We start from the raw sequence: 23,811 nt of genomic DNA, 5'->3' as shown, positions 1-23,811 counted from the left end.
TTAGAGGGTCAATGTGCTCATCTGCGCAAACCTGATCAAACACGCGTTCACAAATAGCCAAATCGTGAGGGCTGAGGCGAGTGCGATTGAAACGCCGGCGCGACATTTGCGAGCCTTCGAGGCCCGCTGCCCGTGCAAAAGAAGCGGGTCTTCGCAAGAAACGCGAGTCATTGAGCGATTGTTCCCGGCTGCAAGCTTTGTTAAGCAGCCTGCAGCAGGGCAGACTAGAACGCTTTCCCCGCGCGCATCATGGCGCGTGCGAGCGCCGGGAGGTGCGCGTGCAAGACCACTGTTTCGACGAGCTTGTGCGCGTGGCACTCGGCAGATCGCGGGGCGCCATATTTTTCGGCAACCTCGCCAACCGCGCACAATCATCATCGAGCAGGTCAAAGAGGCCTTGGAAGATGCGCCAGCGAAAACAATCTGGTGCTGCGAGAGAGGATTGAACTCTCGACCTCTCCCTTACCAAGGGAGTGCTCTACCACTGAGCTACCGCAGCCGCCGATGGCGGGGCTTCTGCCATATCGAACCGGCAAGCGCAAGGCCAAGACAAAGACGGGTTGAAAGGCCGCACCGGCGATTGTTCCGGACATGGCCGTGCCACAATGTTGGCTATCCCTTGATAGCACGCTGGCGGGTCGCCGGCCGGAGACGGGACGATGAACGACAAGACGCTTTCACCAAAAAAGGATGACCCACCGAAAAAGGCCGGAACGGGCCGCAAGGACCGGCTGGCCGAGCAGTTGCGCGCCAACCTGCAGAAGCGCAAGGCGCAATCGCGCTCACGAAGGACCGGCGACGCCGACAAGCGGCGCGCTGGCGAGGCCGACGAGCGGCCGGAGGGGCTGCAGGCGGCGATGAAAAAAGATTAACGCGAATCGGCTATGTTGGTCGCCGGTACTTTGGCCAAGTCGGCGTGGGCCAAAGTGGGGAGTAGCCTGTTTCTTGAACCAAGCCGGCCAATGGTCTAGATGGCCGCAACAGACTCAACCGATTTAAACCGGCCTTGGCGCCGAGGGGACGCTCTTCATGGATCGCATCAGAATTGTCGGCGGCAACAAGCTTGCCGGAAGCATTCCGATCTCGGGCGCGAAAAACGCTGCGCTGCCGCTGATGATCGCCGCGCTTTTGACCGATGACACGCTGACGCTGGAAAACGTGCCGCATCTGGCCGATGTCGAGCAGCTGATCCGCATCCTCGGCAATCACGGCGTCGACTATTCGGTCAATGGCCGCCGCGAAAAGCAGCAGGAAGGCTATTCGCGCACCATCACTTTCTCCGCCCGCAACATCGTCGACACGACGGCGCCTTACGAGCTGGTGTCGAAGATGCGGGCCTCGTTCTGGGTGATCGGCCCGCTGCTGGCCCGCATGGGCGAGGCCAAGGTGTCGCTGCCCGGCGGCTGCGCCATCGGCACACGGCCGGTTGACCTCTTCCTCGAGGGCCTGCAGGCGCTGGGCGCCGATATCGACGTCGACACCGGCTATGTCATTGCCAAAACCAGGAACGGCCGGCTTGTCGGCAACCGTTATGTGTTCCCGAAAGTTTCGGTCGGCGCCACCCATGTGCTGATGATGGCGGCCTCGCTGGCCAAGGGCGAGACGGTGCTCGAAAACGCCGCCCGCGAGCCGGAGATCGTCAACCTCGCCGAATGCCTCAACGCCATGGGCGCGAAGATCTCGGGCGCCGGCACGGCGACCATCACCATCGACGGCGTCGAGGCGCTGTCGGGTGCCCGCGTCAGGGTGATCCCCGACCGCATCGAGACCGGCACCTATGCGATGGCGGTGGCGATGACCGGCGGCGACGTCGTGCTGGAAGGCGCGCGGCCCGACCTGTTGCAGACGGCGCTCGACATCATTTCGCAGACCGGCGCCGAGATCACGCAGACTAATTCCGGCATCCGCGTCAGGCGCAACGGCGCCGGCATTTCGCCGGTCGACGTGACGACGGCGCCCTTCCCGGCTTTCCCGACCGATCTGCAGGCGCAGTTCATGGGCCTGATGACGATGGCCAAGGGCAAGTCGCGCATCACCGAGACGATCTTTGAAAACCGCTTCATGCACGTCCAGGAACTCGCCCGGCTAGGCGCCCACATCACGCTGTCCGGCCAGACGGCGATCGTCGACGGCGTAGCGAAACTGAAGGGCGCGCCAGTCATGGCGACCGATCTTCGGGCCTCGGTGTCGCTGGTCATTGCCGGCCTTGCTGCCGAAGGCGAAACCACGGTCAACCGCGTCTACCATCTCGACCGCGGCTTCGAGCGGCTGGAGGAAAAGCTGTCTGGTTGCGGCGCGGAAATCGAGCGCATTTCGGGGTAACGATAGCAGGCTCAGGTCGGCGCTGCCCCTCGCCTGCCTGCCGGCATCTTCTCGCCGTATAGGGACGGGAAGTAGGACCGCCTCGCGAAGAATTTCGCCAATCTCCGGCGTTGCGGAGAGGGTGCCGAGGTTGCGGCCAGCCCCTACACCCGTCCCCTATACGGGAGAAGGTCCCGGCAGGGGGATGAGGGGCGGCGCCGACCGGAGCGATTGCCTGGCCAAGACCTCCGGCGCGGTTGCACGAGCCGGAAAGACCGCCTAACAGAAGGTCGAATAATCAACTCGCAGGTGCGAATTCCGCATGAATGGCCTCAAGCTTGTCGCGCTCGACGATCAGGATCTGAGCATCATCTCGGCGCATCTCCAGGATGCCGTCATGAAGGTCAGCGATCTCGAATACCTGCCTTCGGTAAAGCGCTTCGTGCTGACCATGAACCGCTTCGTGTGGGAGGCGAAATCCGGCTTCTTGCGCCAGCACAATGAGCGGCGGCAGGCCGTGCTGCATTTCGACCGGGTGCTCGGCGCCAAGACCAGCGGCATTGCCCGCGACAAGCCGGACGAAGTGCTGTCGCTGCTGGCGATCAGCTTTCTCGCGCTCGACAAGCCGGCCGGCATCGTCGAGCTGATCTTTTCGGGCGGCGGCGCGATCATGCTCGATGTCGAATGCATCGAGGCACGGCTTGCCGATGTCGGCGGCGCCTGGGAAGCGACGTCGCGCCCGGTCCACAGGGTTTGAGCCGATGGCCATCACGCTTCGCCAGTCCGACGCCGATTTCGAGCAGCGCTTTGCCGCGTTCCTGCTGACCAAGCGGGAAGTCTCGGCCGATGTCGACGCCGTGGTGCGCGAGATCATCGCCAAGGTGCGTGCCGAGGGCGACGCGGCGCTGGTCGGGTACACGCAGAAATTCGGCGGCGGTGACCTGGCCAGGCTCGGCATCGCCGTCTCCAGGGACGACATTGCCAAGGCTTATGAGGCCGCCGATCCGCAGACGGTCGAGGCGCTGAAATTCGCGCGCGAGCGCATCCGCTCCCACCACCAGCGGCAGCTGCCGCAGGACGACCGCTACACCGATGCCGCCGGCATCGAGCTCGGCTCGCGCTGGACGGCAATCGAGGCCGTCGGGCTCTACGTGCCGGGCGGCACGGCGAGCTATCCGAGCTCGGTGCTGATGAACGCGGTACCGGCCAAGGTCGCCGGCGTCGAGCGCATCGCCATAGTGGTGCCGGCCTCCGGCGGCGAGGTGCCGCCGCTGGTGCTGGTGGCAGCCGACCTTGCCGGTGTCTCCGAAATCTACCGCGTTGGTGGCGCCCAGGCGATCGCGGCCCTTGCCTATGGCACCGAGACGATAAAGCCCGTCGCCAAGATCGTCGGCCCCGGCAATGCCTATGTCGCTGCGGCCAAGCGCCAGGTGTTCGGCACGGTGGGCATCGACATGATCGCCGGGCCGTCGGAAGTGCTGGTCGTCGCCGACGGCAGCAACGATCCGGACTGGATCGCCGCCGACCTGCTCGCCCAGGCCGAACACGATGTGTCGGCGCAGTCGATCCTGATCACCGACGACACTGCCTTTGGCGCGGCGGTCGAACAGGCGGTGGAGCGGCAGTTGCAGAACCTGCCGCGCGGAGAAACGGCGGCGGCGAGCTGGCGCGATTTTGGCGCCATAGTCCTAGTGCCGACGATCGAGGCAGCACTGCCGCTGGTCGACCGCATCGCGGCCGAACATGTCGAGCTTGCCATCGACGACCCAGAGGCCTTCCTGGCGCGAATGCGCAATGCCGGTGCGGTGTTTCTCGGCCGCCACACGCCGGAAGCCATCGGCGACTATGTCGCCGGCTCCAACCACGTGCTGCCGACGGCGCGCTCGGCGCGCTTTTCGTCCGGGCTTTCGGTGCTCGATTTCGTCAAGCGCACTTCGATCCTGAAGCTCGGGCCGGAGCAGTTGCGGGCGCTGGCGCCGGCGGCGATCACGCTCGCCAAGGCGGAAGGGCTCGATGCACATGGACGCTCCGTCGGCATTCGGCTGAACATGTAGAAATGTCTGACTACGACCAAACCCGCGCCAGACTGATCGATGTCGAGCTCGACGAGACGATCGGCCGCTCGACGCCCGATGTCGAGCATGAGCGGGCGGTGGCGATCTTCGACCTGATCGAGGAGAACCGCTTCCAGCCGGTCAATGACGACGGCGCCGGCCCGTACCGGCTGAAACTGTCGCTGGCCGAATCCCGGCTGGTGTTTGCGGTGGCGCGCGAGGACGGCGCAGCCGTGGTCACCCACATCCTGTCGCTGACGCCGCTTCGGCGCATCGTCAAGGATTACTACATGATCTGCGAAAGCTATTACGATGCCATCCGCACCGCGACGCCCAGCCACATCGAGGCGATCGACATGGGCCGGCGCGGCCTGCACAATGAAGGCTCGCAGACGCTGATGGACCGGCTTGCCGGCAAGATCGAGATTGACTTCGACACGGCGCGCCGGCTGTTCACGCTGGTTTGCGTGCTGCACTGGCGAGGCTGAACTGGCCGCCCCGCTGCCCCGCCCGATCCTGCCCCGCTCGATCCTGTTTGTCTGCGGCATGAACGCCGTGCGCTCGCCGATGGCCGAATTGCTGGCGCGCAAGGTGCTTCCGCCCACCACCTTCGTCGCCTCGGCCGGGGTGCGCGGCGGCGAACGCGATCCGTTCGTCGATGCCGTGCTGGCCGAAGAAGGGCTGTCGCTGGGCGAACGGCACCCGAGAACGATGGACGACCTCGAGGACGATTATTTCGACCTGATCGTGACGCTGGCGCCGGAAGCTCACCACACCGCGCTCGAGCTCACCCGCTCGCTGGCCGTCGAGGTCGAGTATTGGCCGATGCCCGACCCGACCGGCGTCAGCGGCACGCGCGAGCAGATCATGGCCGCCTACCGCGACGTGCGCGAGCGGCTGAAGGCGCGGATCGGCCGCCGTTTTCTCGGCAACGGGGCTAAAAACGCCGCGGATTAAGCATGTTCACAAGCGGACGTTTATCATATAGGTTCCGCGCAACTTTCCGGCCGGGGCGCTGGAAGTACCCATCCAAGCAAAGGTATCGAATGCCGAAGGAAGAAGTCCTCGAGTTTCCGGGTGTCGTGACGGAACTGCTGCCCAACGCGATGTTCAGGGTCAAGCTCGAAAACGAACATGAAATCATCGCCCATACGGCCGGCCGCATGCGCAAGAACCGCATCCGCGTTTTGACCGGCGACAAGGTCCTGGTCGAGATGACGCCCTACGACCTGACCAAGGGCCGCATCACCTACCGCTTCAAGTAAGTTCAAGGACCCGGCCGGGATCGCGATGGGCATTTTGCAGAAGCTCGTGCTTGCCTCGGGTTCGCCGCGCCGGATCGAGCTGCTGCAGCAGGCCGGCATCGAGCCGGACCGTGTGCTGCCGGCCGATGTCGACGAGACGCCGCTGCGCGCCGAGCACCCGCGCTCGCTGGCCAAGCGCCTGGCAACACAGAAGGCCGAGAAGGCGCTGGCTTCGCTGAAGACCGAGACGGACTACCTGCCGAGCTTCGTGCTGGCCGCCGACACGGTGGTTGCCGTCGGGCGGCGCATCCTGCCCAAGGCCGAGACGCTCGACGACGCCGCCAACTGCCTCGGGCTTTTGTCCGGCCGTTCGCACCGGGTCTATTCCGGCATCTGCCTGATCACGCCGGGCGGCAAGCAGCGCTTGCGGCTGGTGGAGACCAGGGTGCGTTTCAAGCGGCTGCCGCGCGAGGAGATCGAGGCCTACATCGCATCCGGAGAATGGCGCGGCAAGGCCGGCGGCTATGGCGTCCAGGGGCTTGCCGGCGCCTTCGTCGTCAAGCTTGTCGGCTCCTACACCAACGTCGTCGGCCTGCCACTCTACGAGACGGTAGCGCTTTTGAGCGGCGAAGGGTTTAAGGTGCACGCCAACTGGCTGTCGGGTGCGCGGATATGAGCCCGGACGACAAGGTCACGCCGTTGCGGCCCAAGCGGCCCTGCCCCGAATGCGGCAAGCCATCGGCGCGCGAAACCTACCCGTTCTGCTCGACGCGCTGCAAGGACATCGACCTCAACCGCTGGCTGAAGGGGGTCTACGTCATCCCGGGCCGCGACGACGAAGACGAGAACGACGACCAGAAATAGCGCCGTCCACCTGCGGTTTTCCACAGGCTTGGGACGGTTTCGCAGCCGCGATCGTGACCGATGATCGGCCTTGCGGACTGCCTGTCGTTTCCCGCCTGAAATCAATGTCCAGAACTTGTTCCATCCGGGCACTGTCGGACGGAACAGGTTCTGGCGTTTTGTTTGAGCATGATCTTTTCCGAAAACCGGATTCCACTTTTCGGGATCATGCTTTTTGTTTGAGCATGATCTTTTCCGAAAACCGGATTCCACTTTTCGGGATCATGCTTTTTGTCTGAGCATGATCTTTTTCCGAAAACCGGATTCCACTTTTCGGGATCATGCTCTAAGCGCTGGACAGGCCGAATTCCCGTGCTATAACCCACGCGCTTTCAAGGGGTGCCGACGGCGCTTTCATGAACCCGGTGTGCAGATTGCCGCCCGCCGGAGCAGGCCCAGATAGCTCAGTTGGTAGAGCAGCGGACTGAAAATCCGCGTGTCGGTGGTTCGAATCCGCCTCTGGGCACCACTACTTCCTCATATAAAATCACTCAATGGCTTGCGGTGTCGCCAACTTGGCGACTTACGGCATTTCATGTCGCGCCGTGTTGCGAACTGTTACCGTTGATTTTCAAGGGTTTCCTGCGACTGTCGGCAACTCCACGCGACATGAACGCGACATGGGCACGCGCAAAGCGCGCCGTAGCCGCTTTCAGACGTTCTCTCATGCGTCTTTATGGTTCGAGATGCGTGGGCACTGTCTGCGAGAGGCTTACAGGCCGGCAGGTGCGGCATCGGGCCAAACCGGAGTTCATACGCAGGCATTACGAGGAATTCGCGTCCCGCAATCGGCAGGGAGATACTTGAACCTCAAGACGTCTGGAAATTACGGCGCGAACCCGCGTTACGTTGCCGGAATCCCCCAACCTACGAAAGTACCTCGCGACGTCGGGATGCTTGCGATCGTCCTGCCTCAAAAGGGCAAGTGCATCGTTGGTCACCGGCGAGCGCCGTCGCCAAACGCACTGATGAGCAGAGGCGAGCAGCGCTTTGTCTGATTGAGCCAAGCGAAGCGCAGCCAAAAACGACACTCGATACTTTCCTGCCAATAGCTTCAACAAAGACCAGCCTCATGGCAAATGCTCGGTTTCAAATTTCATGTGCCCGCCGGCTTTACCGCTTTCTGGCAACCACCAGGAAATTCTGCGCAAGCTCCGCCGGAATCCTGGCACTTGCGCAGATCCTTTCAAACGGCACGATCAATATTTCGCAGAGTCTTGGCAGCAATTTCCCGGGTCGCGGCAAAAAACCGTACCCAACTATCCGCTCGACAATAAAGCCGTTTGCAATGAGCGTCTGCTCGTATCCTTTAATGCTCAAAGTGTGGCGGACTGTCCCTCCTGCATAACGGTTCAGAATGCGGCAGACCAGCCCTATTGGCGAGGTCGCATTCATGTGGATATTCGAGATTAGCAATCCACCTTCGTTCAAATGCGCGCTGATGGCCGACAGTGCATCCTTCCTGAGCTCATCTTCAGCATTGAGGAAGAATCTGAATGCCGTGACCACGTCGAACCTTTCGGCGAGCGGAGAGAGCGTAATATCAGCGCGGACCAATTTCACGTTCTTCGGAACCCGTGCGCTAGCCAGCATAGATTGGGAGATGTCAACGCCGACGACTTCACCAAAAAATTGAGCTGCGATATTTGCTATGCGGCCTGTGCCGCATGCGAAGTCCAGGCATTTCCGGTTCGGCCCGCCGACAGGCAGGAGAGTACGTTCGACCAAGGGCTTTTCGATACCCGACCACAGAGCTGCATAGTAGCCGGACCGGAACGTGTCGGAGTAATGGGCACCGTACCCATCCGTCTGGTGGCTTGCTCGGTAATCCCGACGAGCGGGTGCACGGTTCTCATGGACGCTGCCTAACGGTCGCCGCTGCGCCCGTAGAAATCTGCGAATGCCAACGAACGATCTCACCGTGAGCACCATGCAACTCGCGCCTCTAGTCTGGCCCGACGCATGCCGTCGCGGGCAATCCGTGCCCCACGATGCGCGCGACGACCTGTTCGAAATTGCGTGGGTCGAGGCCGTCGACACGCATCAGCGGCCATTTGTCTTGCAGGCATTGGCCGATCTCCCTCGCGATATCCGCTTGCTTCAGGCCCCTGACCACTCCGACTTCGAGAAGGCGCTCGAGGTACGGCTGCCGCGCATACCGCTCAATGAGGCGGTGGCGCAGCGTTTCCCCGGGCGCGTCGACTTGAATGAGGAGATCCGGTCGCGGCAGGAACGTCATGCAATTACGAACCATGTCGATACTTGGATTTCGTGCCAACAGGACGAGCGCACACAACGCCTGAACGATGCCCTCTTCGAAAATGAAGTACCCTTCTGAGGCCTGCGCCGTATTCCAGGCTTCGAAGAGCAAAACGACGTCGATCTTCAGACGCAACGCCCATATTCGACTTTTTGGAGGGATCGATGCCAAAAGCCGCGCAGCGGCCCCCTCGCTCGGCGGGGTCGAGAACAAGACCGGACTCGCGGTGGCGAGCTTGTGCACCAGACGCTGGATGCCATGGCGTGTCTCCGGGCCTTCATCCTCGACCGAATCGACTTCGCTGCCGAAAGACACAAAATCAATCCGGCGATAGCCATTGACTGTCTTCACACGGATGTCGCGTTTCGCCAGCTCACGGCAAAGGGCGCGGAGAAGGGTCGTCTTGCCTGCACCAGGCGGACCGAACAACTCGATAATCATGTAGGGACCTCCCGAACAGGAAACAGAAAGATCGGATGAAGCGAGCTCGCCCGCTCCGGCGGTGTGGCGAGCGTAAACACTCTGGCATCCGCCTGGCCGAGTTGACCCCGCTCGCTGGCATCCTGCTGACGCCGCAAAAAGATTTGGAGGAGATGCGATGCGGCGGGAACTGCCTTTCCATGGCGTGCAGTCCCGCCTGTCGAGCCGCGACAGCGTTGCCGGTTGACTTGGGAACTTGCAATTGCTTCTCGATCGCCTGCGCTTGCGGCTGGTTGACACGCCTGTCGCTGTCGAACTGGCTCGTCGCCCGTGCCATCTCCTGATCGAGCGCGTGCCCCACGGTTGCCCGTTGGTCGACGTCGGTCGTTGTGGCTTCCAGGCGTGCGAGCCTCGACGACGCCGACCCCGCCGCCTGCGCCAACACCTCCGTCGTCGCGCCGCTTGCGCCCATAGGAACATGGACCTCAGAAAGTCTCTAAATTGCCTGGTGATCGGAGCTTACTAGGAGTGCCGAACCATACCATCATCCATCTGAATGACTGTCGGCACCACGGCACGCGTGTTTGGGCGCTGAACAAGGCAACGAGTTCAGGCCGAGCGGGCGCTTTTGGCTTGACGCGACACAAACGCGACATTCGACCTAAAATCTGAACAATATCAATCACCGACAGCGGACTGAAAATTCGCATGTCGGTGGTTCGAATCCGCCTCTGGGCACCATTTTTCCCTGTACGGCCCGGAGATGGGTAACAGTTTGTACCTAAGACATGGGTGACAACCTCGCGCCGATCGGATTGTCGATGGCGTGCAAGAATTATCTGGACCATGGCGCCAGCGGCTCCTGCTCGCCGGCCAAATGTCGATGAAGAGCATCTTCGGCATCTTGGATCCCACTCTGGCCATAACCGGTCTACAGACCGAGGGCGCAGCCGTCCTTGCGCGGTTCAGAACCGCCCAGCAGGGTCCCGTTTGCCCAATCGATGCGAATGGCCTGCGCACCGCCGATCGGGTCCGTGGCGGGAATGATTTCGAAACCGCGTCGGCTAAGTTCAGCTACGGTTTCGCCAGCGAGCCCGTGTTCGGCCTGGACGTTCATGGTGCCGCTGACGGGGGCGACCCGCGGCAGATCAATCGCCTCCTGCAGATCCATCCCGAAGTCGAGCACCTTCGTCAGCAGGTGCGCGTGGCCCATTGCCTGGTAGTAGCCACCCATAACGCCGAAAGGCATTTCTGCCCGGCCGTCTCTCGCAAGCATCCCGGGTATGATGGTATGCAAAGGTCGCTTGTTCGGCGCCACTGCATTGGGGTGCTTGGGGTCAAGCGAAAAGCTTTGCCCGCGATTGTGCAAGACGACACCGGAGCGTGGCGAGACCAGGCCCGAGCCAAAGCTGTCGAAGACCGAGTTGATGAAACTGACCGCATTGCGATCCTTATCGACAACGGAAATATAGGCCGTGTCGCTGTGCAGCGGCATATCGAACGCCGGCAGGTCCGCGCGGGCGCGCTTTAGGTCAATCATGCCGGCCAGACGATCGGCCCAGGCATTCGACAACATGTCGGCCACCGGGACCTCGGACGCATCAGGATCGGCGACGAGCAGGTCACGCGCGGCGTAAGCGAGGCGTGTTGCTTCGATTTCCAGGTGAAGCCGGTCCGCGGATTGCGGGTCGCCGTGCGCTTCGAAGCGCGAGAGGATGTTTAGAATGAGCAGCGCGATCACACCCTGGCCATTCGGCGGACATTCGAACACATCGCAGCCTCGGAACGCCGTGCTGATCGGGGTCACGTATTCGCCTGTTGCCGAGGCGAAATCTTCGAGTGTGTGCAATCCGCCGAGCCCACGAAGATAGGCGACCATGTCACCGGCCACAGGGCCAGTGTAGAAGGCCTCTCGTCCCTTCTTGGCGATCAGCCGCAGCGTTGCAGCCAACTCAGGCTGGCGATGCACTTCGCCAACGCCTGGCGCACGGCCGTTTGGCAGGAAAATCCGTTTCGCGGCTACATCGGAGGCCAGAAGTTCTTCTTCCAACGCCCAGTCACGATGGACCCGCGGTGAAATGGCGTAGCCTTCCTCGGCGAAACGTATAGCGGGGGCCAGGATTTGATCGAAGGGCATATGCCCATGATCAGCGTGCAATCTGGTCCAGGCATCGATTGCTCCCGGGATGGTGACGGAGCCAGGAGAATTGCGGGCCACCTCCGCCATGCCACGTTCGAGGAACCAGTCAATTGTGAGGGCGGCGGGTGTCCTGCCCGATCCGTTGTAGGCGATGACCTCGCCGTATCCGTTTCGCGACAGAAGAGCGAAGCAGTCGCCTCCAATGCCGGTCGAGGCTGGCTCGACGACACATTGCACCGCGCAGGCTGCGATGGCGGCATCCATGGCGTTGCCGCCGGCCGCCATGATCTCCACCGCCGTGAGGGTCGCCGACGGATGAGAGGTGGCGGCCATGGCCTCGCGTGAAACGACAACCGAGCGCGTTGGTTTCTCAAAATTTCGCATGCTATGCCCTTCTGATCGTGCTCAAGAGGCGGCGTCGCTCATCGTCGAGGGGCGGTGCCGCAGATGCCGCGACATCCAGTATTCGAGTGCCGCCAAGGCACGGATGATCGCGAAGTTCAAAGTGAGATAAATGGCGCCCGCGCAGATGAAGACTTCAAAGGCGCGGTAGGTCTGGGAGATCAATCCCTGGGCAATTCCAGTCACCTCCATCAAGGTCACGATGGAAGCCAGAGACGTGCCCTTGATCATCAGGATGATTTCATTGCCGTAACTCGGCAGCGCCTGGCGAAAGGCCAGCGGCAGGATAACGTGCCGATAGGTCAAATAGGTGGACAGGCCGACAGACCGGGCCGCCTCGACAAGGCCGCGTGGCACCGATTGAATCGCGCCGCGGAGGATTTCGCTGCCATAGGCGGTGGTGTTGAGTGTCAGCGCGATGATTGCGCACCAGTAGGGTTCGCGGAAAACGGCCCATAATCCAATTGCCGACAGTTGGTGCCGGAACTGACCAAGGCCATAATAGGTCAGAAAAATCTGCACCAGCAGAGGCGTGCCCCTGAACACGGCAACGAAGCCACGGATCGGCAAGACGACGAAGGGCGATTCCGATTGCTGGGCAAGCGCCAATGTGACGGCAAGAACGAAGCCGGCAACGATGGAAGTCAGGGCCAGTTCCATCGTGAGCGGCAGGCCGACGAGTAGCTTCGGCAGGATTTCGAGGAAAAAACTGAAATCTATCATGCCGACCGGACGCGCCACGGCGCCTTCCGTTCCAGACGGTAGAAGGCGTGGCCCGTGACGGAAGCGATAGCCAGATAGAGCAAGGCTGCAGCAATGTAGAAGATGAACGGTTCACGGGTCGAACCTGCAGCGATCTGCGCCTGGCGCATCAGTTCAACGAGGCCGATTACCGATATCAGCGACGAGTCCTTCAGAACCAACTGCCACACATTGCCGAGACCTGGCAGCGCGTATCTCAGGAGCTGGGGAAAAATAACCTGTCGCAGCCGCTGCAGCCGGTTGAGACCAAGCGCGCAAGCGGCATCGTGCTGTCCCTGGTCGATGGCGAGGTAAGCCCCTCGATAGACCTCGGCTTGATAGGCGCCCGAGATGATCGCGATAGCCAAGGTTCCAGTGGCAAAGGCCGGAACGCCGACGAATCCGGACCCACCCAGGCTATGACCAAGCGAGGTCAGGGCGACGCTTCCTCCATAGTAAAGCAGATAAATGGTCAGAAGGTCGGGCACGCCCCTGAAAACCGTGCAATAGCCAAGGGCCAAGAACCTCAATATTTTGGAGTTGCGGAGACGCCCGGCCGCTGCCAGCCCGCCAAATACAGCGCCAAGCGCAAAGCCCAGCACGGACAGGAGCACTGTGACCGAGGCCGCCATGAGAAGAGCAGCCCCCCAACCTCCGTGCTGGAAACCAAGCAGCCGGAATGCGTCAACCATTGATACCCCCGGCATTGATACCCCCGGCAGGACGAACGGCTCAGCTCCGGAACGTGGTCAGGAATGGCCGTTCGCCGGCAAGCGCTTACTTGACTGGAGTGACGTCGCTCTTGAGCCATTTAAGCGACAGGGTTTTGATCGTGCCGTCGGCGGTCGCGGCGTCGATGGCGCCGTTGAGCATGTCTTTCAGCTTGGTGTCCTCTTTGCGGATACCGGCCCCGGAGCCAAGACCGAAGAGACCCCCGACAAATCCTGGTCCTGCAAGCGTATAGTCGCTGAACTCCGGCTTGCCCAGCGTGGCGGCCAGCGCTGTCTGTTGCGCGAAGAGCGCGTCGATGCGACCCGCGGCAAGATCGAGATCGTGTTGCTCGGTGGTCTTGTATTCGCGAATCTCGGCGACGTCCGAGAAGTATTTTTTCACAAATTCCAGGTTCGCCGTTGCAGCCTGAACTCCAATGATCTTTCCCTTCAGCAATGGCTTGAGCTTGTCGATTGCCGCCTGCGCAGAGGGTTCATTCTCCAGCTTCAACCGCTCGTTGGAGATGCCGAGCTTGCCCAGTTCGCTATCCTTGGCGACCGCGAAACCTGAGGGATCCACGGCATACGGCTGGGTAAAGTCAATGATCTTCAGACGTTTTTCAGTGATGAACATGCTCGCCATGATCACGTCGAACTTGCCGACGGTCAGCGCGGGGATCATGCCGTCCCAGTCCTGTGCGACGATCTTGCACTCGATCTTCATTCGCCCGCACAGATCATTGGCGAGATCGACTTCGAAGCCGTCCAGCTTGCCGTCGGCTGTTGTGAAATTCCAGGGCGCGTAGGCTCCTTCGGTGGCAATGGTAATTGCCTTTGGTGTTTCTTGTGCAACGGCGGCCTGGACCAGGCCGAACAGGACCGACGCAATGGCTGCGATGCGGCTAATTTTCATATCATTCTCCTCTTTTTGCCGGTATGGCAGTTCCCTTTCGTCGTGCCGGATTATCTTCCGGCTTCAACGAGTTAGATGGTATTCCCTAGCGGCGGCCGGGACTTGCGAAGTTGGCCAGAAGCGGCGCCGTCTCGACGATATGATCCCGCATGACGATCTCAGCCTTGCCGGCATCACCTGACCGCAGCACGTCGATCAGGATCTCGTGCTCGGCACGCGCGCTGGCGGGTTTGTCGACATAGTCGAACCAGATGCGCAGGTAGGGCTCGATCACGACGTGCAGGCTGACAATCTGCCGGACCAGCTTGGGTCTGTTGCTCAATTGGCAAATCTGCAAATGGAAGGCCTGATGGCGCACGACCCAGTCGCTGCTGCCGGTCTGGCTGGCGCGCTCCATCCGGTCGAGCTGGCGTTCCAGTTCTTCAAGCACTTCGACATCGATGTGCGGCATGGCAAGCCTCACCGCCAGCCCTTCGAGCACCGAGCGTATTTCAAATGTTTCGTAGATCTCATCGAGGGTAAGCCCGGCGACGATGCAGCCACGGTTCGGGCGAATGACCACAAGACCTTCCGCGGCCAGTTGGCGGAATGCTTCGCGAACCGGCATGCGGCTCATGCCGATTTCCGTCGCGATCTCTTCCGGGATCAGCCGGTCCCCGGCCCGATAACGCCCCATCCTCAGGGCCCGCTGAATGTGGCGATAAGCTTCCTCCTCGGCGGTCGTGATGCCCAACGGCTCGATTGCGTCAGCTGCCATGTCTTGGGTCCGATCAGAGCGTATCTGTGTATCCACTTATCCAGTTCTCGAAACCTGTGTCAAGCACCGATGCTTGGGCGCTTTAGAATTTCTCTTGTGAGAATAAGCACTTGGTAGGGGAAATCGGGCTAAGCACACTGTGATCAGCTAAGCCGCTGATCGGCCTACTTTTCAACATCCGGCAAAAAGGCCCGCCGCTCCATTTGCGAAGCGGCGAGGCCCCATATTCGGGGACGATTGCCGGGGATTCCCCGGCATTGCCTACAGTGCAATTCAGGTGCCAGAATTGTTGGCCCAAAACGGGTCACCGCACCGGAGGCGCGAGCGCGGACCTTCCGCGATCACGCTACTGCCGCGCATTGCCGTTCCTGCTATGTTACTTTGCGGCGGACGTAATTTTTCCGCCTGGCCGGCGCCCCATCAGGCAACTTACCCCAACGCGCCCCCCAAGTGGCGCCGGCCATTTTCCCCTTATTGGGGCACGGGCGCGCCGATTCCGTTATGCGCTTTCGAGCTATGGCAATCCGCCGGCGAGCCGCTTTGTCCAGCCTGCAACCGTCAGTCCGCACGCGATTCCCGCGCAGTCGGCCACCCAGTCGAATAAATCCGGGTCGCGCCCTATCAGTTGCACGGCCTGAAGCCCCTCGATCGCCGCACCCGTGAGAACGAGGAGTACGATCAGCTTCGCCTTGCGTTCCGGCCAGCCGAGACTTCCGAGAGCCGCCAGGACGACGAAGGCGGCGGCGTGATTGAGCTTGTCGTGATCAAACGTGAAAGCCAGGCCAAGACCCTGCAAGAGCCGCTCCGGCAGAAGGGCGAACAGCAGAACGCCGGCAAACGCGGCCGGAAAGGCAATCCTTGCCACGATCTGATAAGAATCCAGGCGCAACAAGGGTAGAATGGCCTTTCGTCCGAAATCTGCAGGGAATACCGCCGGCCGCCATAGTCGCGAGCGAGCGCGGCGTCCAATTTCCGCCGTCGGGGCGTCCGGTGCATCGTCAGAATGAATGAATGCCTCGGGTCAGCCGCTGGGCAGGCCGAACTGCTGGGGAGGGCTCTGCAATGGTGCGGCTTCCGCGATCACGCAATTACCTGCTGCGCCAACGCGGCTACTATCTGGCTGCGGCGGACCTGATTTCCGCTTGGCCGGCGCTGCGTCAGGGCACCTTACCCCATGCCACACGAATCAGCGCCGGCCAGAATTCCATCGATTGCGTGATGACCGACCCGCGTCAAAAAAGCCCGCCGCCCTGTCGGACGACGGGCTCCGTTGCCTGGGCGCCAGGGCGCCGCGGTAGCGACTGATGTTACTAGTGCTCCCGCAGGTCTCCAATATGCTGCCGCCGCATGGCGTTGCGCATCGGCTAAACAAACGAAGCCCGCGCCTCTGGCGGAGGGCGCGGGCCGACCGGGTTGCACCCGATCTGCAGCAGAATCCTGGGAGGTTCCCGCTGCTTAAGATAACAATTAGAGACTTCTAATGTTCCGCGCCAGGGGAAGATGCCGCTGCACCAGAAATCTGATGATGGTCGGCGCGATGATGATCGAGCCGTCAGTTCGTGCGCAAGTCGATCTGGAAAATCCGCTCGTCGAAGTGCCGCGTTTCAACGGCAAAGGTCAAAGCCACTTCAAGGACCAGACCGCCACGGTCGTCCCGGACCTTGACTGCAATCCTGCGATGAGGAAGGCCATCCCTGGCCATCTCGGCCAGTGTGCGAAGGGCTTCTTTCCTGACCAGCGGGAGATCGTCATATAACGTTCCCTGATCGTCGGAATAGACGATTCCGTCTTCATCGGAATCGAAGAAGTAGCGGGGCATTGCGCTTGGCCGAAGCGGCGGCATCCGGGCATGTTGTCGATAGCTGGCCGGATCTCGGCCGATCGCGATCAGTGCCTCTCCACCGTTGGCTTGGCCGCCAGCTCACTTGCGCTCGCGCAATGCCTTCACCGCCTGCGAGAGGATCATCCGGTCGCCGCCGGTCCTTTTGATCAGCTTGCTCACCTGGCTGGGCGAAACACCATTTTCCCGCGCGAAATGTTCGACCTCATAATATTCATCCGCCGAAACGCGATTGCGGTCGCTGAAGTCTCGCTTGCTCTTGTCGTCGGGCATTTCCGCTCTCCTCGCCCCTTCTCTTCGCTTCAGGGGGTCAACTTTGGTGCACGCAGCAATTTGAGGGTTCGCCCGCCACAAAGTGACGCGCGAACCCTTATCGGCGCAGGAAGGGACAGGGCTGCGCAGATGCCGGGTTCGATCGGAATGGAAACAGCCAGGATCGGTGCGAGCAACCGTCGACCTTTTCCATGGAATCCTCCCGGAACGTGCAGCCAGCAACGGCTAGGTGCCGCGGCGGTTCCGGGTCACGCGGCAAACCCACCCTTTGCGCACAAGGATCAGACTTAGGTCCTGCGGCAACACGTCGGTTGGTCCCTGCCGGGCGGGACCGAAGCCCGGTCGACGGAACGTTTTCAGCTGCCTTCCGTTCGAGTGAGCCTTGGCGCGAAGAGCGGACCGAGTTCGCAAAGGAGACGACCATGAGAATGCATCTTTCCACCGCGGTGGCGGGATTTCTGCTGCTGGCAGGCCTCGGCGCCGCTGCAGCGCAAGACGTTGTCATCGAACCGCAGCAGGAAACGGTCATCAAGGAGTATGTGAAGAAGCAGCCGCTGGCCTCGGTGAAAATCCCTGGGGTGGAGCTCAATATCGGCTCGACGCTTCCCGATACCGTCGAGCTTCATGAAGTCCCCAGCGTCAAATACCGCTATGTCATCGTCGACAACCGCACCGTCGTCGTCGACCCAGGCACGCGCAAGATCGTCAAGATCATCGAGTGACGTGAAAGCTCGGGCAGTCGTCGCTCAGCAGGAACCCGCCGTACCGTCGAGGGCCGGGGGGCCTCACAGGCAGTTTCAATGCGAACAATCAGCAGACTTTTTGATTCCCATGACCAGGCGGCGCGTGCCGTCGAAGCGCTTCAGGCGGCAGGGATCGCCCGTCACGAAATCAGTGTCATCGGACCCTACGATGACGAAATCGGCGCCGTCTTGCGCGGTCCAGGCACCGGTGCCGCCCTTGGCGCGGCGGCGGGTTTGTTGGCCGGCCTCGGCGCCTTTGATATCCCCGGCATCGATCCCCTCGGCGCGGGATGGCTGGCCTCGGCCCTCGTCGGTGCAGTCCTGGGCGGCGTTGCCGGCAGGCTTTTCGGGACATCGTCCGGTACCGGCAAGCAGCCAGGCCAGACGAATGCCGCACAAGGTGTGATCCTGGTGCTGGCGCATGTCGATGAAAGGCAGGCCGACTCCGCACAGGCGGTGCTTGGGGCTTCCGTTCAGGCAACGCGGTCTTTGGCCAGGGCGGCATGAAGATTCAGCTCGGGCAAAGCGCTTGACCAGGCCGCGCAGCGGGGCGGCGATCCAAGCGCGAATTCAAAAATCTCTGGCAAGCCGCCGCCAGAAAGTGTTGAACACCGTGCCGATCACATTCGGCGAGCGGTTGCGCTCGGCGAGGCTTGATGATTTGCTGTCGGTTTGCGGAGAACGAATAATGCATGAGCCTGTCGGTCAAGACGAATATGGGTCGACCAGCCCGTTCGATCCGGACGATCTGTCGAGGTTGAACGCAATCGGCCCGAGCGCCGGCAGCAACGATTTCGAAAAATACGCAGTCGCCGTGATCATCGTGTTCGGCGCCCTGATCATCGGTGGCCTGATGGCTGCCGGCTTGAGCTTCGGGCGCCGCAGCACCTTCTTTTTCGCGCTTGGTGGCGCCACTGCAGCATGGATATCCGGCAATGCGCTTCTGCTCGACCGGCCGCGCATCTACGCGCTGTTCGTCGGCATCGCGGCGCTGATGCTGATTGCGTCGACAATCGCGCTGGTCACCTGAAGCAAGGCGCAATCTTCTTGTTGACCATGATCTTATCCGAAAACCGGTTCCCACTTTTTGGGGTTTAATACCCGATAGCCTTGCCGGCTGCGGCGCGGCTGTCGATGGCGCCATTGTAGCGGGCGCCGCCACCCTTCTCGATTTCCGCCAGGCTCTTGCCGCCGACCAGGATGCCGGCCGCCTGGCCCCAGGTCGTGTCGGCAAGATCGAGGCGGTAGCCCATGCCGGTAAGCAGCTTTTCGGTATCGGGCGACAGGCCGAAGGGTTCGATATAGACCGTGTCAGGCAGCCATTGGTGATGGATGCGCGGTGCGTCGATGGCCTCCTGGATGTTCATGCCGTGATCGACGACGTTGACGATCGCCTCCAGCGTGATGGTGATGATGCGTGAACCGCCGGGGCTGCCGATGACCATGAACGGCTTGCCGTCTTTGGCGAGGATGGTGGGGCTCATCGACGACAGCGGCGTCTTTTTCGGCGCAATCGCATTCGCCTCGCCCTGGACCAGGCCATAGAGATTGGGCACGCCGGGTTTCTGGGTGAAATCGTCCATCTCGTTGTTGAGCAGGATGCCGGTGCCGGCGGCGACAACGCCGGCGCCGAAAGAGCCGTTCAGCGTGTAGGTTACCGCGACGGCATTGCCGTCATTGTCGATGATCGAAAAATGCGTCGTCTCGTTGCTCTCGCCAAAGCCCTTCGGCATCAATTCCTGCGACACGCCGGCCCGGAACGGATCGATCTTTTCGCGAATTTCCCTGGCGTAATTCTTGTCGAGCAGTTTTGCGACCGGATTGTCGATGAAGCCGGGATCGCCGAGCGCCGAATTGCGGTCGACATAGGCGTGGCGCATCGCCTCGACCATGACGTGAACCGTCTCGGCCGAACCGGCGCCGAGATAGGACAACGGATAGAACTCAAGCACGTTGAGGATCTCGCAGATGATGACGCCGCCGGAGCTCGGCGGCGGCGAGGAAATGATCTCGTAGCCGCGGTAATTGCAGGTCGCCGGCTTGAGCTCGCGCACCGCATAGTTTTCGAAATCAGCCCTGGCCAGAATGCCGCCCTTCTCGCCACTCGCCTTGACGATGGCGTCGGCGGTCGCGCCTTTGTAGAAGGCATCCGCCCCGCGTTCGGAAATGGCGGCAAGCGAAGCCGCGAGATCGGGCTGAACAAGGCGCTCGCCGACAGCATAAGGCTTGCCGTCCGGCTTGAGGAAAATGGCCGCCGCCGCTGGGTCCCTGGCCAACCGCTCCGCGCCGCCCTGGAGCGAGGCCGCATCGCCCTGCTCCAGCACGAAGCCTTCTTTGGCAAAGCGGATGGCCGGCGCCAGCAAGTCCTGCCGCGACAGCGTGCCGTATTTCTCCCGTGCCATTTCGAAACCAGCGACCGAGCCCGGCACGCCGACCGCCAGATAGCCGTCGAGACTGGCGCCTTTTACCGGCTTGCCGTCCTTGTCGAGATACATGGTTTTGGTCGCGGCCAGCGGCGCGCGCTCGCGAAAATCGAGGAAGGTCGAGCGGCCGTCGTTGAAGCGGATGGTCATGAAGCCGCCACCGCCGATATTGCCGGCGGTCGGATAGACCACGGCCAGCGCATAGCCGACGGCGACCGCGGCATCGACCGCGTTGCCGCCCTGCTTCAGCACCTCGACGCCGACCTCAGACGCAAGATGCTGGGCGGTCACCACCATGCCGTGCTCGCCCTTCGCCGGCTGCGGCGAGGCGGCATAGGCGAGGAAGGGTACGAAGGTCAGGGTGAGGGAAAGGCTTACGGCGATTAGGGTTCGGCGGGTGTTGTGCATGGCCGTTCTCCGAGCGTGGGGGTGTGCCTAGGAAACGCGCTTGGAGCGGTTGAGTCTACTGCGAAGATCGAAAGAATCGGGAGGGTTCGCACGCCTGTGCCGGTTCGCCTCGCAACCGCCGTTGCAATCTTCGGCGACTGCAACGGCATGATGGGGTGGACGGCGCCCGACGGCATCGGATGTGCCAGAATGAGTTCGTTGAGATCTCAAACAAGGGAGCCGTCCGTGGAACACCTTATCCGTATTGGCATGGATACGTCCAAGAGTGTTTTTCAGCTGCATGGTGTCGACGCTGCGGAGCGTTCGGTGCTGGTGCGTAAATTGCAACGGCGGGCGGTAGTCCCGTTCTTCGCCAAGCTTGCGCCGGTGAGGATCGGGCTGGAGGCGTGCGGCGGCTCGCATTACTGGGCGCGCACGCTGTCGGGGCTGGGTCATGAGGTGGTGCTGATCGCGGCGCAGCACGTGAAGCCATATGTGCGGCGCGGCAAGCATGACGCGGCTGACGCCGAGGCGATCTGCGAGGCGATGAGCCGGCCCAGGACACGCTTTGTTGGGATCAAGAGCGGCGAGCAGCAAGCGGCGCAGATGCTGTTTGGGGTGCGCGAGCAGCTGGTGCGGCGGCGCACGCAGCTTTCCAACACGATCCGCGGCTACGCAGCCGAATTCGGCCTGGTGGCCGCACAAGGCCTTGCCCGCATCGAGCCACTGCTGGCCCGCATTGCCGGCGACGCGACGGTGCCGGGGCTGGCAAAGGAACTGCTTGAGACGCTCGGCGAGGAATACCGCGCGGTGTGCGCGCGATACGCGGCAATCGACAAGAAGCTGTTGGCCCATCACCGCAAGGACGAGACTGGACAGCGGCTGGCTGCGATGCCCGGCGTCGGGCCGGTCGTGGCGAGCCTGCTCGGCGTCAAGGTCACTGATGCGACAGCGTTCGGCTCGGGACGCGACTTCGCGGCGTGGCTGGGGCTGACGCCGAAGAACCATTCGACCGCCGGCAAGAACCGGCTGGGGGTGATCACGCGGGCCGGCGACGAGATGCTGCGGCAGGCGCTGGTGGTGGGCGCGACGGCCCACATCCAGCAGGTGCGTCGCGGCCGCGCCAAGGCCTCGCCGTGGCTGGCGGCGTTGATTGCGCGCAAGCCGCCGAAGCTGGCGGCTGTGGCGCTCGCCAACAAGACCGCCCGCATGGCCTGGAAGATGATGATCACCGGCGAGCCGTACCGTTGCGGCCTGGCGGGCAACCTGACGCCTCCTCGCCGCCCTCAAGGCCGCTTCGCGCCGCCTACGGCGGTGGCCTGCGGCCAGCCCTGACCGCGGCTCAGCACGGCGCTGACATGCCCGGATAGGCCGCAACGGAGGAACACCGAACACAAGCTCTTGCAACGGAAGGAAGATGGCGTGATCGATCGATCCGTGACGCGCGAAACTCCGAGGGATCCATTGGCCAACGAAACCGCTGGCATGATTGGAACGGGCGTCGCGAACCCCACCTTGGCCAGCGGCCGCAAGGACCGTGCTCAAAGGCCGGACATATGGACGCAAGCGATCGAAAACGACGCAAAACAACCGTTGCAGGCAGGCGCCGTCCACATATAGATCCTAGGGTCTGCGCTGCGCTTCGCGTTCGCTCTGCCCTAGGATGACGAAGCGAGGTGACGCTTCCCGCCAATCTCCAACGTCCGCGACTGGTTCTTGTACCACCACGCGTTCGTCATCCTAGGGCGGAGCAGGAGCGAAGCGACGTAGCGGAGACCCTAGGATCCATGCCGTAACTTCTGAGCGCCGCAGCGTTGGTAGCAAGGCCACGCTTCATCGCGGCTCCCAGAATTTTCACGTTACAGCAATTTTGTTCTTGCTTTGTGCCGGCAGCTATGCTATTAATCTGGCTGTGGTGCTAATTGGCTCCAACGACCCGCCCTTCGTGGCGGGTTTTCATTTTCACCAACATCAAACAATCCCGCCGCCGACGCTCGCCACGGCCGGCCGTTCCGCTGCAAGCTTCGCCCGGTAGCCGGCGGCGCGGTAGGCGGCGACCGGATCGATGGCGCCGCCGGTCTTCAGCCGCGCCATGGCAAGGATCGGCTCGACGTCGGTGCGATAGGCTGTCTTCAGCGTCTGCGTCGCCATCAGCGCGTCATTGGCATGCTGGAAACCTTCGAGCGCCTTGCGGTCGACCAGCAGCGCCTGAGCATAGGCGCGCTGCACCTCAATTGCCGACAGCATCAGGCTTTCGATCGGGTCGGTGACGTTGTGGCTCTGGTCGAGCATGTGAGCCGGATCGAACCCTTCTGCACCTGAAAGCTCGGCATCGACGAGTTCGTTGAAGACAAGGAACAGCCGGTAGGGATCGATCGAGCCGGCGTCGAGGTCGTCGTCGCCATATTTCGAATCGTTGAAATGGAAGCCGCCGAGTTTCTTGAACTGGATCAGCCGCGACACGATCATCTCGATGTTGACGTTGGGGGCGTGATGGCCGAGGTCGACCAGACAGAACGCCTTGTCGCCAAGCTCTTTGGCGATGATGTAATTGGTGCCCCAATCCTGCACGACGGTCGAATAGAAGGCCGGCTCGTACATCTTGTGCTCGGTGAACAGTTTCCAGCCGTCCGGCAGTCCGGCATAGATCTCCTTCATCGCGTCGAGATAGCGCTCGAATGCCTTGGCGAAATTGACCTGGCCGGGAAAGTTCGAGCCGTCACCGATCCATACCGTCAGCGCTTTGGAGCCCAGCGTCCTGCCGATCTCGATGCATTCGAGATTGTGCTCGACCGCCTGCCGGCGTGTTGCTGCATCGGCATGCGACAGCGAGCCGAATTTATAGGAAAGTTTTTGGTCGCTGGCGTCGGAGAAGGTGTTGGAGTTGATGGCGTCGAAGCCGAGGCCGAAGCGGGATGCCGCCTGCTTCAGCCGGCTCGGATCGGCCTTGTCCCAGGGAATATGCAGCGAGACGGTCGGCGTCGCCTGCGTCAATTGCCGGATGACGGCGCAGTCCTCGATCTTGTCGAAAATGTCACGCGGCTCGCCGGCGCCGGGAAAGCGGGCAAAGCGGGTGCCGCCGGTGCCGACGCCCCAGGACGGGATGGCGACGGCGAATTTCTCGACCTTGTCGCGGATGGCGTCGATGGCGATGCCGCGGCGGTCGAGGCGCTCGCCGAGAGACTCGTAGTCGCGTCTGAGGTCGGCATCGCGCGCGGCATTGTGCCTGTCGACGAGGTCGGCGGAGATGATGGTTTCGGACATGGTGGTTTCCTCCCAATTTGCGTTGGTCGGCGCTGC

Annotated in this window: 25 protein-coding genes and 2 tRNA genes; 14 read left to right on the top strand and 13 right to left on the bottom strand. The window is 62.0% G+C overall.

The window, feature by feature from the left end; genetic code table 11:
- Positions 1-424: 424 nt before the first annotated feature.
- Positions 425-499: transfer RNA gene (locus tag NKI58_RS07350), tRNA-Thr, on the bottom strand.
- A 160-nt stretch (positions 500-659) separates the two neighbouring features.
- Between NKI58_RS07350 and NKI58_RS07345 the strand changes: the two genes are divergently transcribed.
- The 10 genes from NKI58_RS07345 (at position 660) to NKI58_RS07300 (ending at position 6,971) form a co-directional block, all read left to right on the top strand.
- Entirely contained in the window at positions 660-872 is a 213-nt protein-coding gene (locus NKI58_RS07345) for a hypothetical protein (RefSeq protein ID WP_352571653.1), read from the top strand.
- Positions 873-1,029: 157 nt separating this feature from the next.
- Complete coding sequence (murA, locus tag NKI58_RS07340) at positions 1,030-2,322, top strand: UDP-N-acetylglucosamine 1-carboxyvinyltransferase (protein WP_023677408.1); 1,293 nt, start codon at positions 1,030-1,032, stop codon at positions 2,320-2,322.
- A 301-nt stretch (positions 2,323-2,623) separates the two neighbouring features.
- Entirely contained in the window at positions 2,624-3,058 is a 435-nt protein-coding gene (locus NKI58_RS07335; protein WP_023677407.1) for a DUF2948 family protein, read from the top strand.
- A gap of 4 nt (positions 3,059-3,062) precedes the next feature.
- Entirely contained in the window at positions 3,063-4,355 is a 1,293-nt protein-coding gene (gene hisD, locus NKI58_RS07330; protein ID WP_352853107.1) for a histidinol dehydrogenase, read from the top strand.
- 2 nt (positions 4,356-4,357) lie between these two features.
- Positions 4,358-4,843 (top strand): UPF0262 family protein, encoded by a 486-nt coding sequence (locus NKI58_RS07325; protein ID WP_292663977.1) that lies wholly within the window; start codon positions 4,358-4,360, stop codon positions 4,841-4,843.
- Position 4,844: 1 nt separating this feature from the next.
- Complete coding sequence (locus tag NKI58_RS07320; protein WP_280952102.1) at positions 4,845-5,312, top strand: arsenate-mycothiol transferase ArsC; 468 nt, start codon at positions 4,845-4,847, stop codon at positions 5,310-5,312.
- Between the two features lie 89 nt (positions 5,313-5,401).
- On the top strand, positions 5,402-5,620 hold the full coding sequence (gene infA / locus NKI58_RS07315) for a translation initiation factor IF-1 (RefSeq protein ID WP_006200926.1): 219 nt from the start codon (positions 5,402-5,404) through the stop codon (positions 5,618-5,620).
- Between the two features lie 25 nt (positions 5,621-5,645).
- A complete protein-coding gene (locus NKI58_RS07310) occupies positions 5,646-6,275 on the top strand; it encodes a Maf-like protein (protein ID WP_023677403.1) in 630 nt (209 codons plus the stop codon).
- Positions 6,272-6,463, top strand: coding sequence for a DNA gyrase inhibitor YacG (yacG, locus tag NKI58_RS07305; RefSeq protein WP_023677402.1), 192 nt, complete (start codon positions 6,272-6,274; stop codon positions 6,461-6,463). The genes NKI58_RS07310 and yacG overlap by 4 nt, the downstream gene beginning before the upstream one ends.
- Positions 6,464-6,895: 432 nt before the next feature.
- Positions 6,896-6,971, top strand: a tRNA-Phe gene (locus NKI58_RS07300).
- A 644-nt stretch (positions 6,972-7,615) separates the two neighbouring features.
- Here NKI58_RS07300 and NKI58_RS07295 read toward each other — a convergent pair.
- From NKI58_RS07295 to NKI58_RS07250, 10 genes are all read right to left on the bottom strand, one after another.
- A complete protein-coding gene (locus NKI58_RS07295; protein WP_245274725.1) occupies positions 7,616-8,230 on the bottom strand; it encodes a class I SAM-dependent DNA methyltransferase in 615 nt (204 codons plus the stop codon).
- A 217-nt stretch (positions 8,231-8,447) separates the two neighbouring features.
- Positions 8,448-9,203 carry an AAA family ATPase gene (locus NKI58_RS07290; RefSeq protein WP_051406149.1) on the bottom strand — a complete coding sequence of 252 codons (756 nt, stop codon included), beginning with the start codon at positions 9,201-9,203 and terminating at the stop codon, positions 8,448-8,450.
- A gap of 910 nt (positions 9,204-10,113) precedes the next feature.
- Entirely contained in the window at positions 10,114-11,706 is a 1,593-nt protein-coding gene (ggt, locus tag NKI58_RS07285; protein WP_352698116.1) for a gamma-glutamyltransferase, read from the bottom strand.
- A gap of 21 nt (positions 11,707-11,727) precedes the next feature.
- On the bottom strand, positions 11,728-12,447 hold the full coding sequence (locus NKI58_RS07280; RefSeq protein WP_352698254.1) for an ABC transporter permease: 720 nt from the start codon (positions 12,445-12,447) through the stop codon (positions 11,728-11,730).
- Positions 12,444-13,157, bottom strand: a complete 714-nt coding sequence (locus NKI58_RS07275) for an ABC transporter permease (protein ID WP_352698118.1) — start codon at positions 13,155-13,157, stop codon at positions 12,444-12,446. Before NKI58_RS07275 ends, NKI58_RS07280 begins: the two co-directional genes overlap by 4 nt.
- 85 nt (positions 13,158-13,242) lie before the next feature.
- Positions 13,243-14,088, bottom strand: coding sequence for a transporter substrate-binding domain-containing protein (locus NKI58_RS07270; RefSeq protein WP_352784777.1), 846 nt, complete (start codon positions 14,086-14,088; stop codon positions 13,243-13,245).
- Positions 14,089-14,173: 85 nt separating this feature from the next.
- Positions 14,174-14,821, bottom strand: a complete 648-nt coding sequence (locus tag NKI58_RS07265; RefSeq protein WP_352457749.1) for a GntR family transcriptional regulator — start codon at positions 14,819-14,821, stop codon at positions 14,174-14,176.
- Positions 14,822-15,359: 538 nt separating this feature from the next.
- Positions 15,360-15,737 (bottom strand): VanZ family protein, encoded by a 378-nt coding sequence (locus NKI58_RS07260; protein ID WP_352784774.1) that lies wholly within the window; start codon positions 15,735-15,737, stop codon positions 15,360-15,362.
- 660 nt (positions 15,738-16,397) lie between these two features.
- Complete coding sequence (locus NKI58_RS07255) at positions 16,398-16,664, bottom strand: DUF6894 family protein (protein WP_352448669.1); 267 nt, start codon at positions 16,662-16,664, stop codon at positions 16,398-16,400.
- 102 nt (positions 16,665-16,766) lie between these two features.
- Entirely contained in the window at positions 16,767-16,958 is a 192-nt protein-coding gene (locus tag NKI58_RS07250) for a DUF3606 domain-containing protein (protein ID WP_352624329.1), read from the bottom strand.
- A 422-nt stretch (positions 16,959-17,380) separates the two neighbouring features.
- Between NKI58_RS07250 and NKI58_RS07245 the strand changes: the two genes are divergently transcribed.
- The 3 genes from NKI58_RS07245 to NKI58_RS07235 all read left to right on the top strand — a co-directional run bounded on the left by NKI58_RS07245 (position 17,381) and on the right by NKI58_RS07235 (position 18,731).
- A complete protein-coding gene (locus NKI58_RS07245; protein ID WP_352784770.1) occupies positions 17,381-17,680 on the top strand; it encodes a DUF1236 domain-containing protein in 300 nt (99 codons plus the stop codon).
- 78 nt (positions 17,681-17,758) lie between these two features.
- Positions 17,759-18,208, top strand: coding sequence for a hypothetical protein (locus tag NKI58_RS07240; protein WP_352784767.1), 450 nt, complete (start codon positions 17,759-17,761; stop codon positions 18,206-18,208).
- Between the two features lie 181 nt (positions 18,209-18,389).
- Complete coding sequence (locus NKI58_RS07235; protein WP_292663955.1) at positions 18,390-18,731, top strand: hypothetical protein; 342 nt, start codon at positions 18,390-18,392, stop codon at positions 18,729-18,731.
- 64 nt (positions 18,732-18,795) lie between these two features.
- Here the strand turns inward: NKI58_RS07235 and ggt (NKI58_RS07230) are convergent, their stop codons facing one another.
- Entirely contained in the window at positions 18,796-20,532 is a 1,737-nt protein-coding gene (ggt, locus tag NKI58_RS07230; RefSeq protein ID WP_352784764.1) for a gamma-glutamyltransferase, read from the bottom strand.
- Between the two features lie 225 nt (positions 20,533-20,757).
- Between ggt (NKI58_RS07230) and NKI58_RS07225 the strand changes: the two genes are divergently transcribed.
- Positions 20,758-21,846 carry an IS110 family RNA-guided transposase gene (locus tag NKI58_RS07225; RefSeq protein WP_352685161.1) on the top strand — a complete coding sequence of 363 codons (1,089 nt, stop codon included), beginning with the start codon at positions 20,758-20,760 and terminating at the stop codon, positions 21,844-21,846.
- A gap of 636 nt (positions 21,847-22,482) precedes the next feature.
- Here NKI58_RS07225 and rhaI read toward each other — a convergent pair.
- A complete protein-coding gene (gene rhaI / locus NKI58_RS07220; protein WP_352784758.1) occupies positions 22,483-23,775 on the bottom strand; it encodes an L-rhamnose catabolism isomerase in 1,293 nt (430 codons plus the stop codon).
- Between the last annotated feature and the right edge of the window lie 36 nt (positions 23,776-23,811).

The sequence above is a fragment of the Mesorhizobium sp. M0522 genome, assembly GCF_040321085.1.
GTDB lineage: Bacteria > Pseudomonadota > Alphaproteobacteria > Rhizobiales > Rhizobiaceae > Mesorhizobium.
This window is presented reverse-complemented; position numbering and strand designations above follow the sequence as displayed.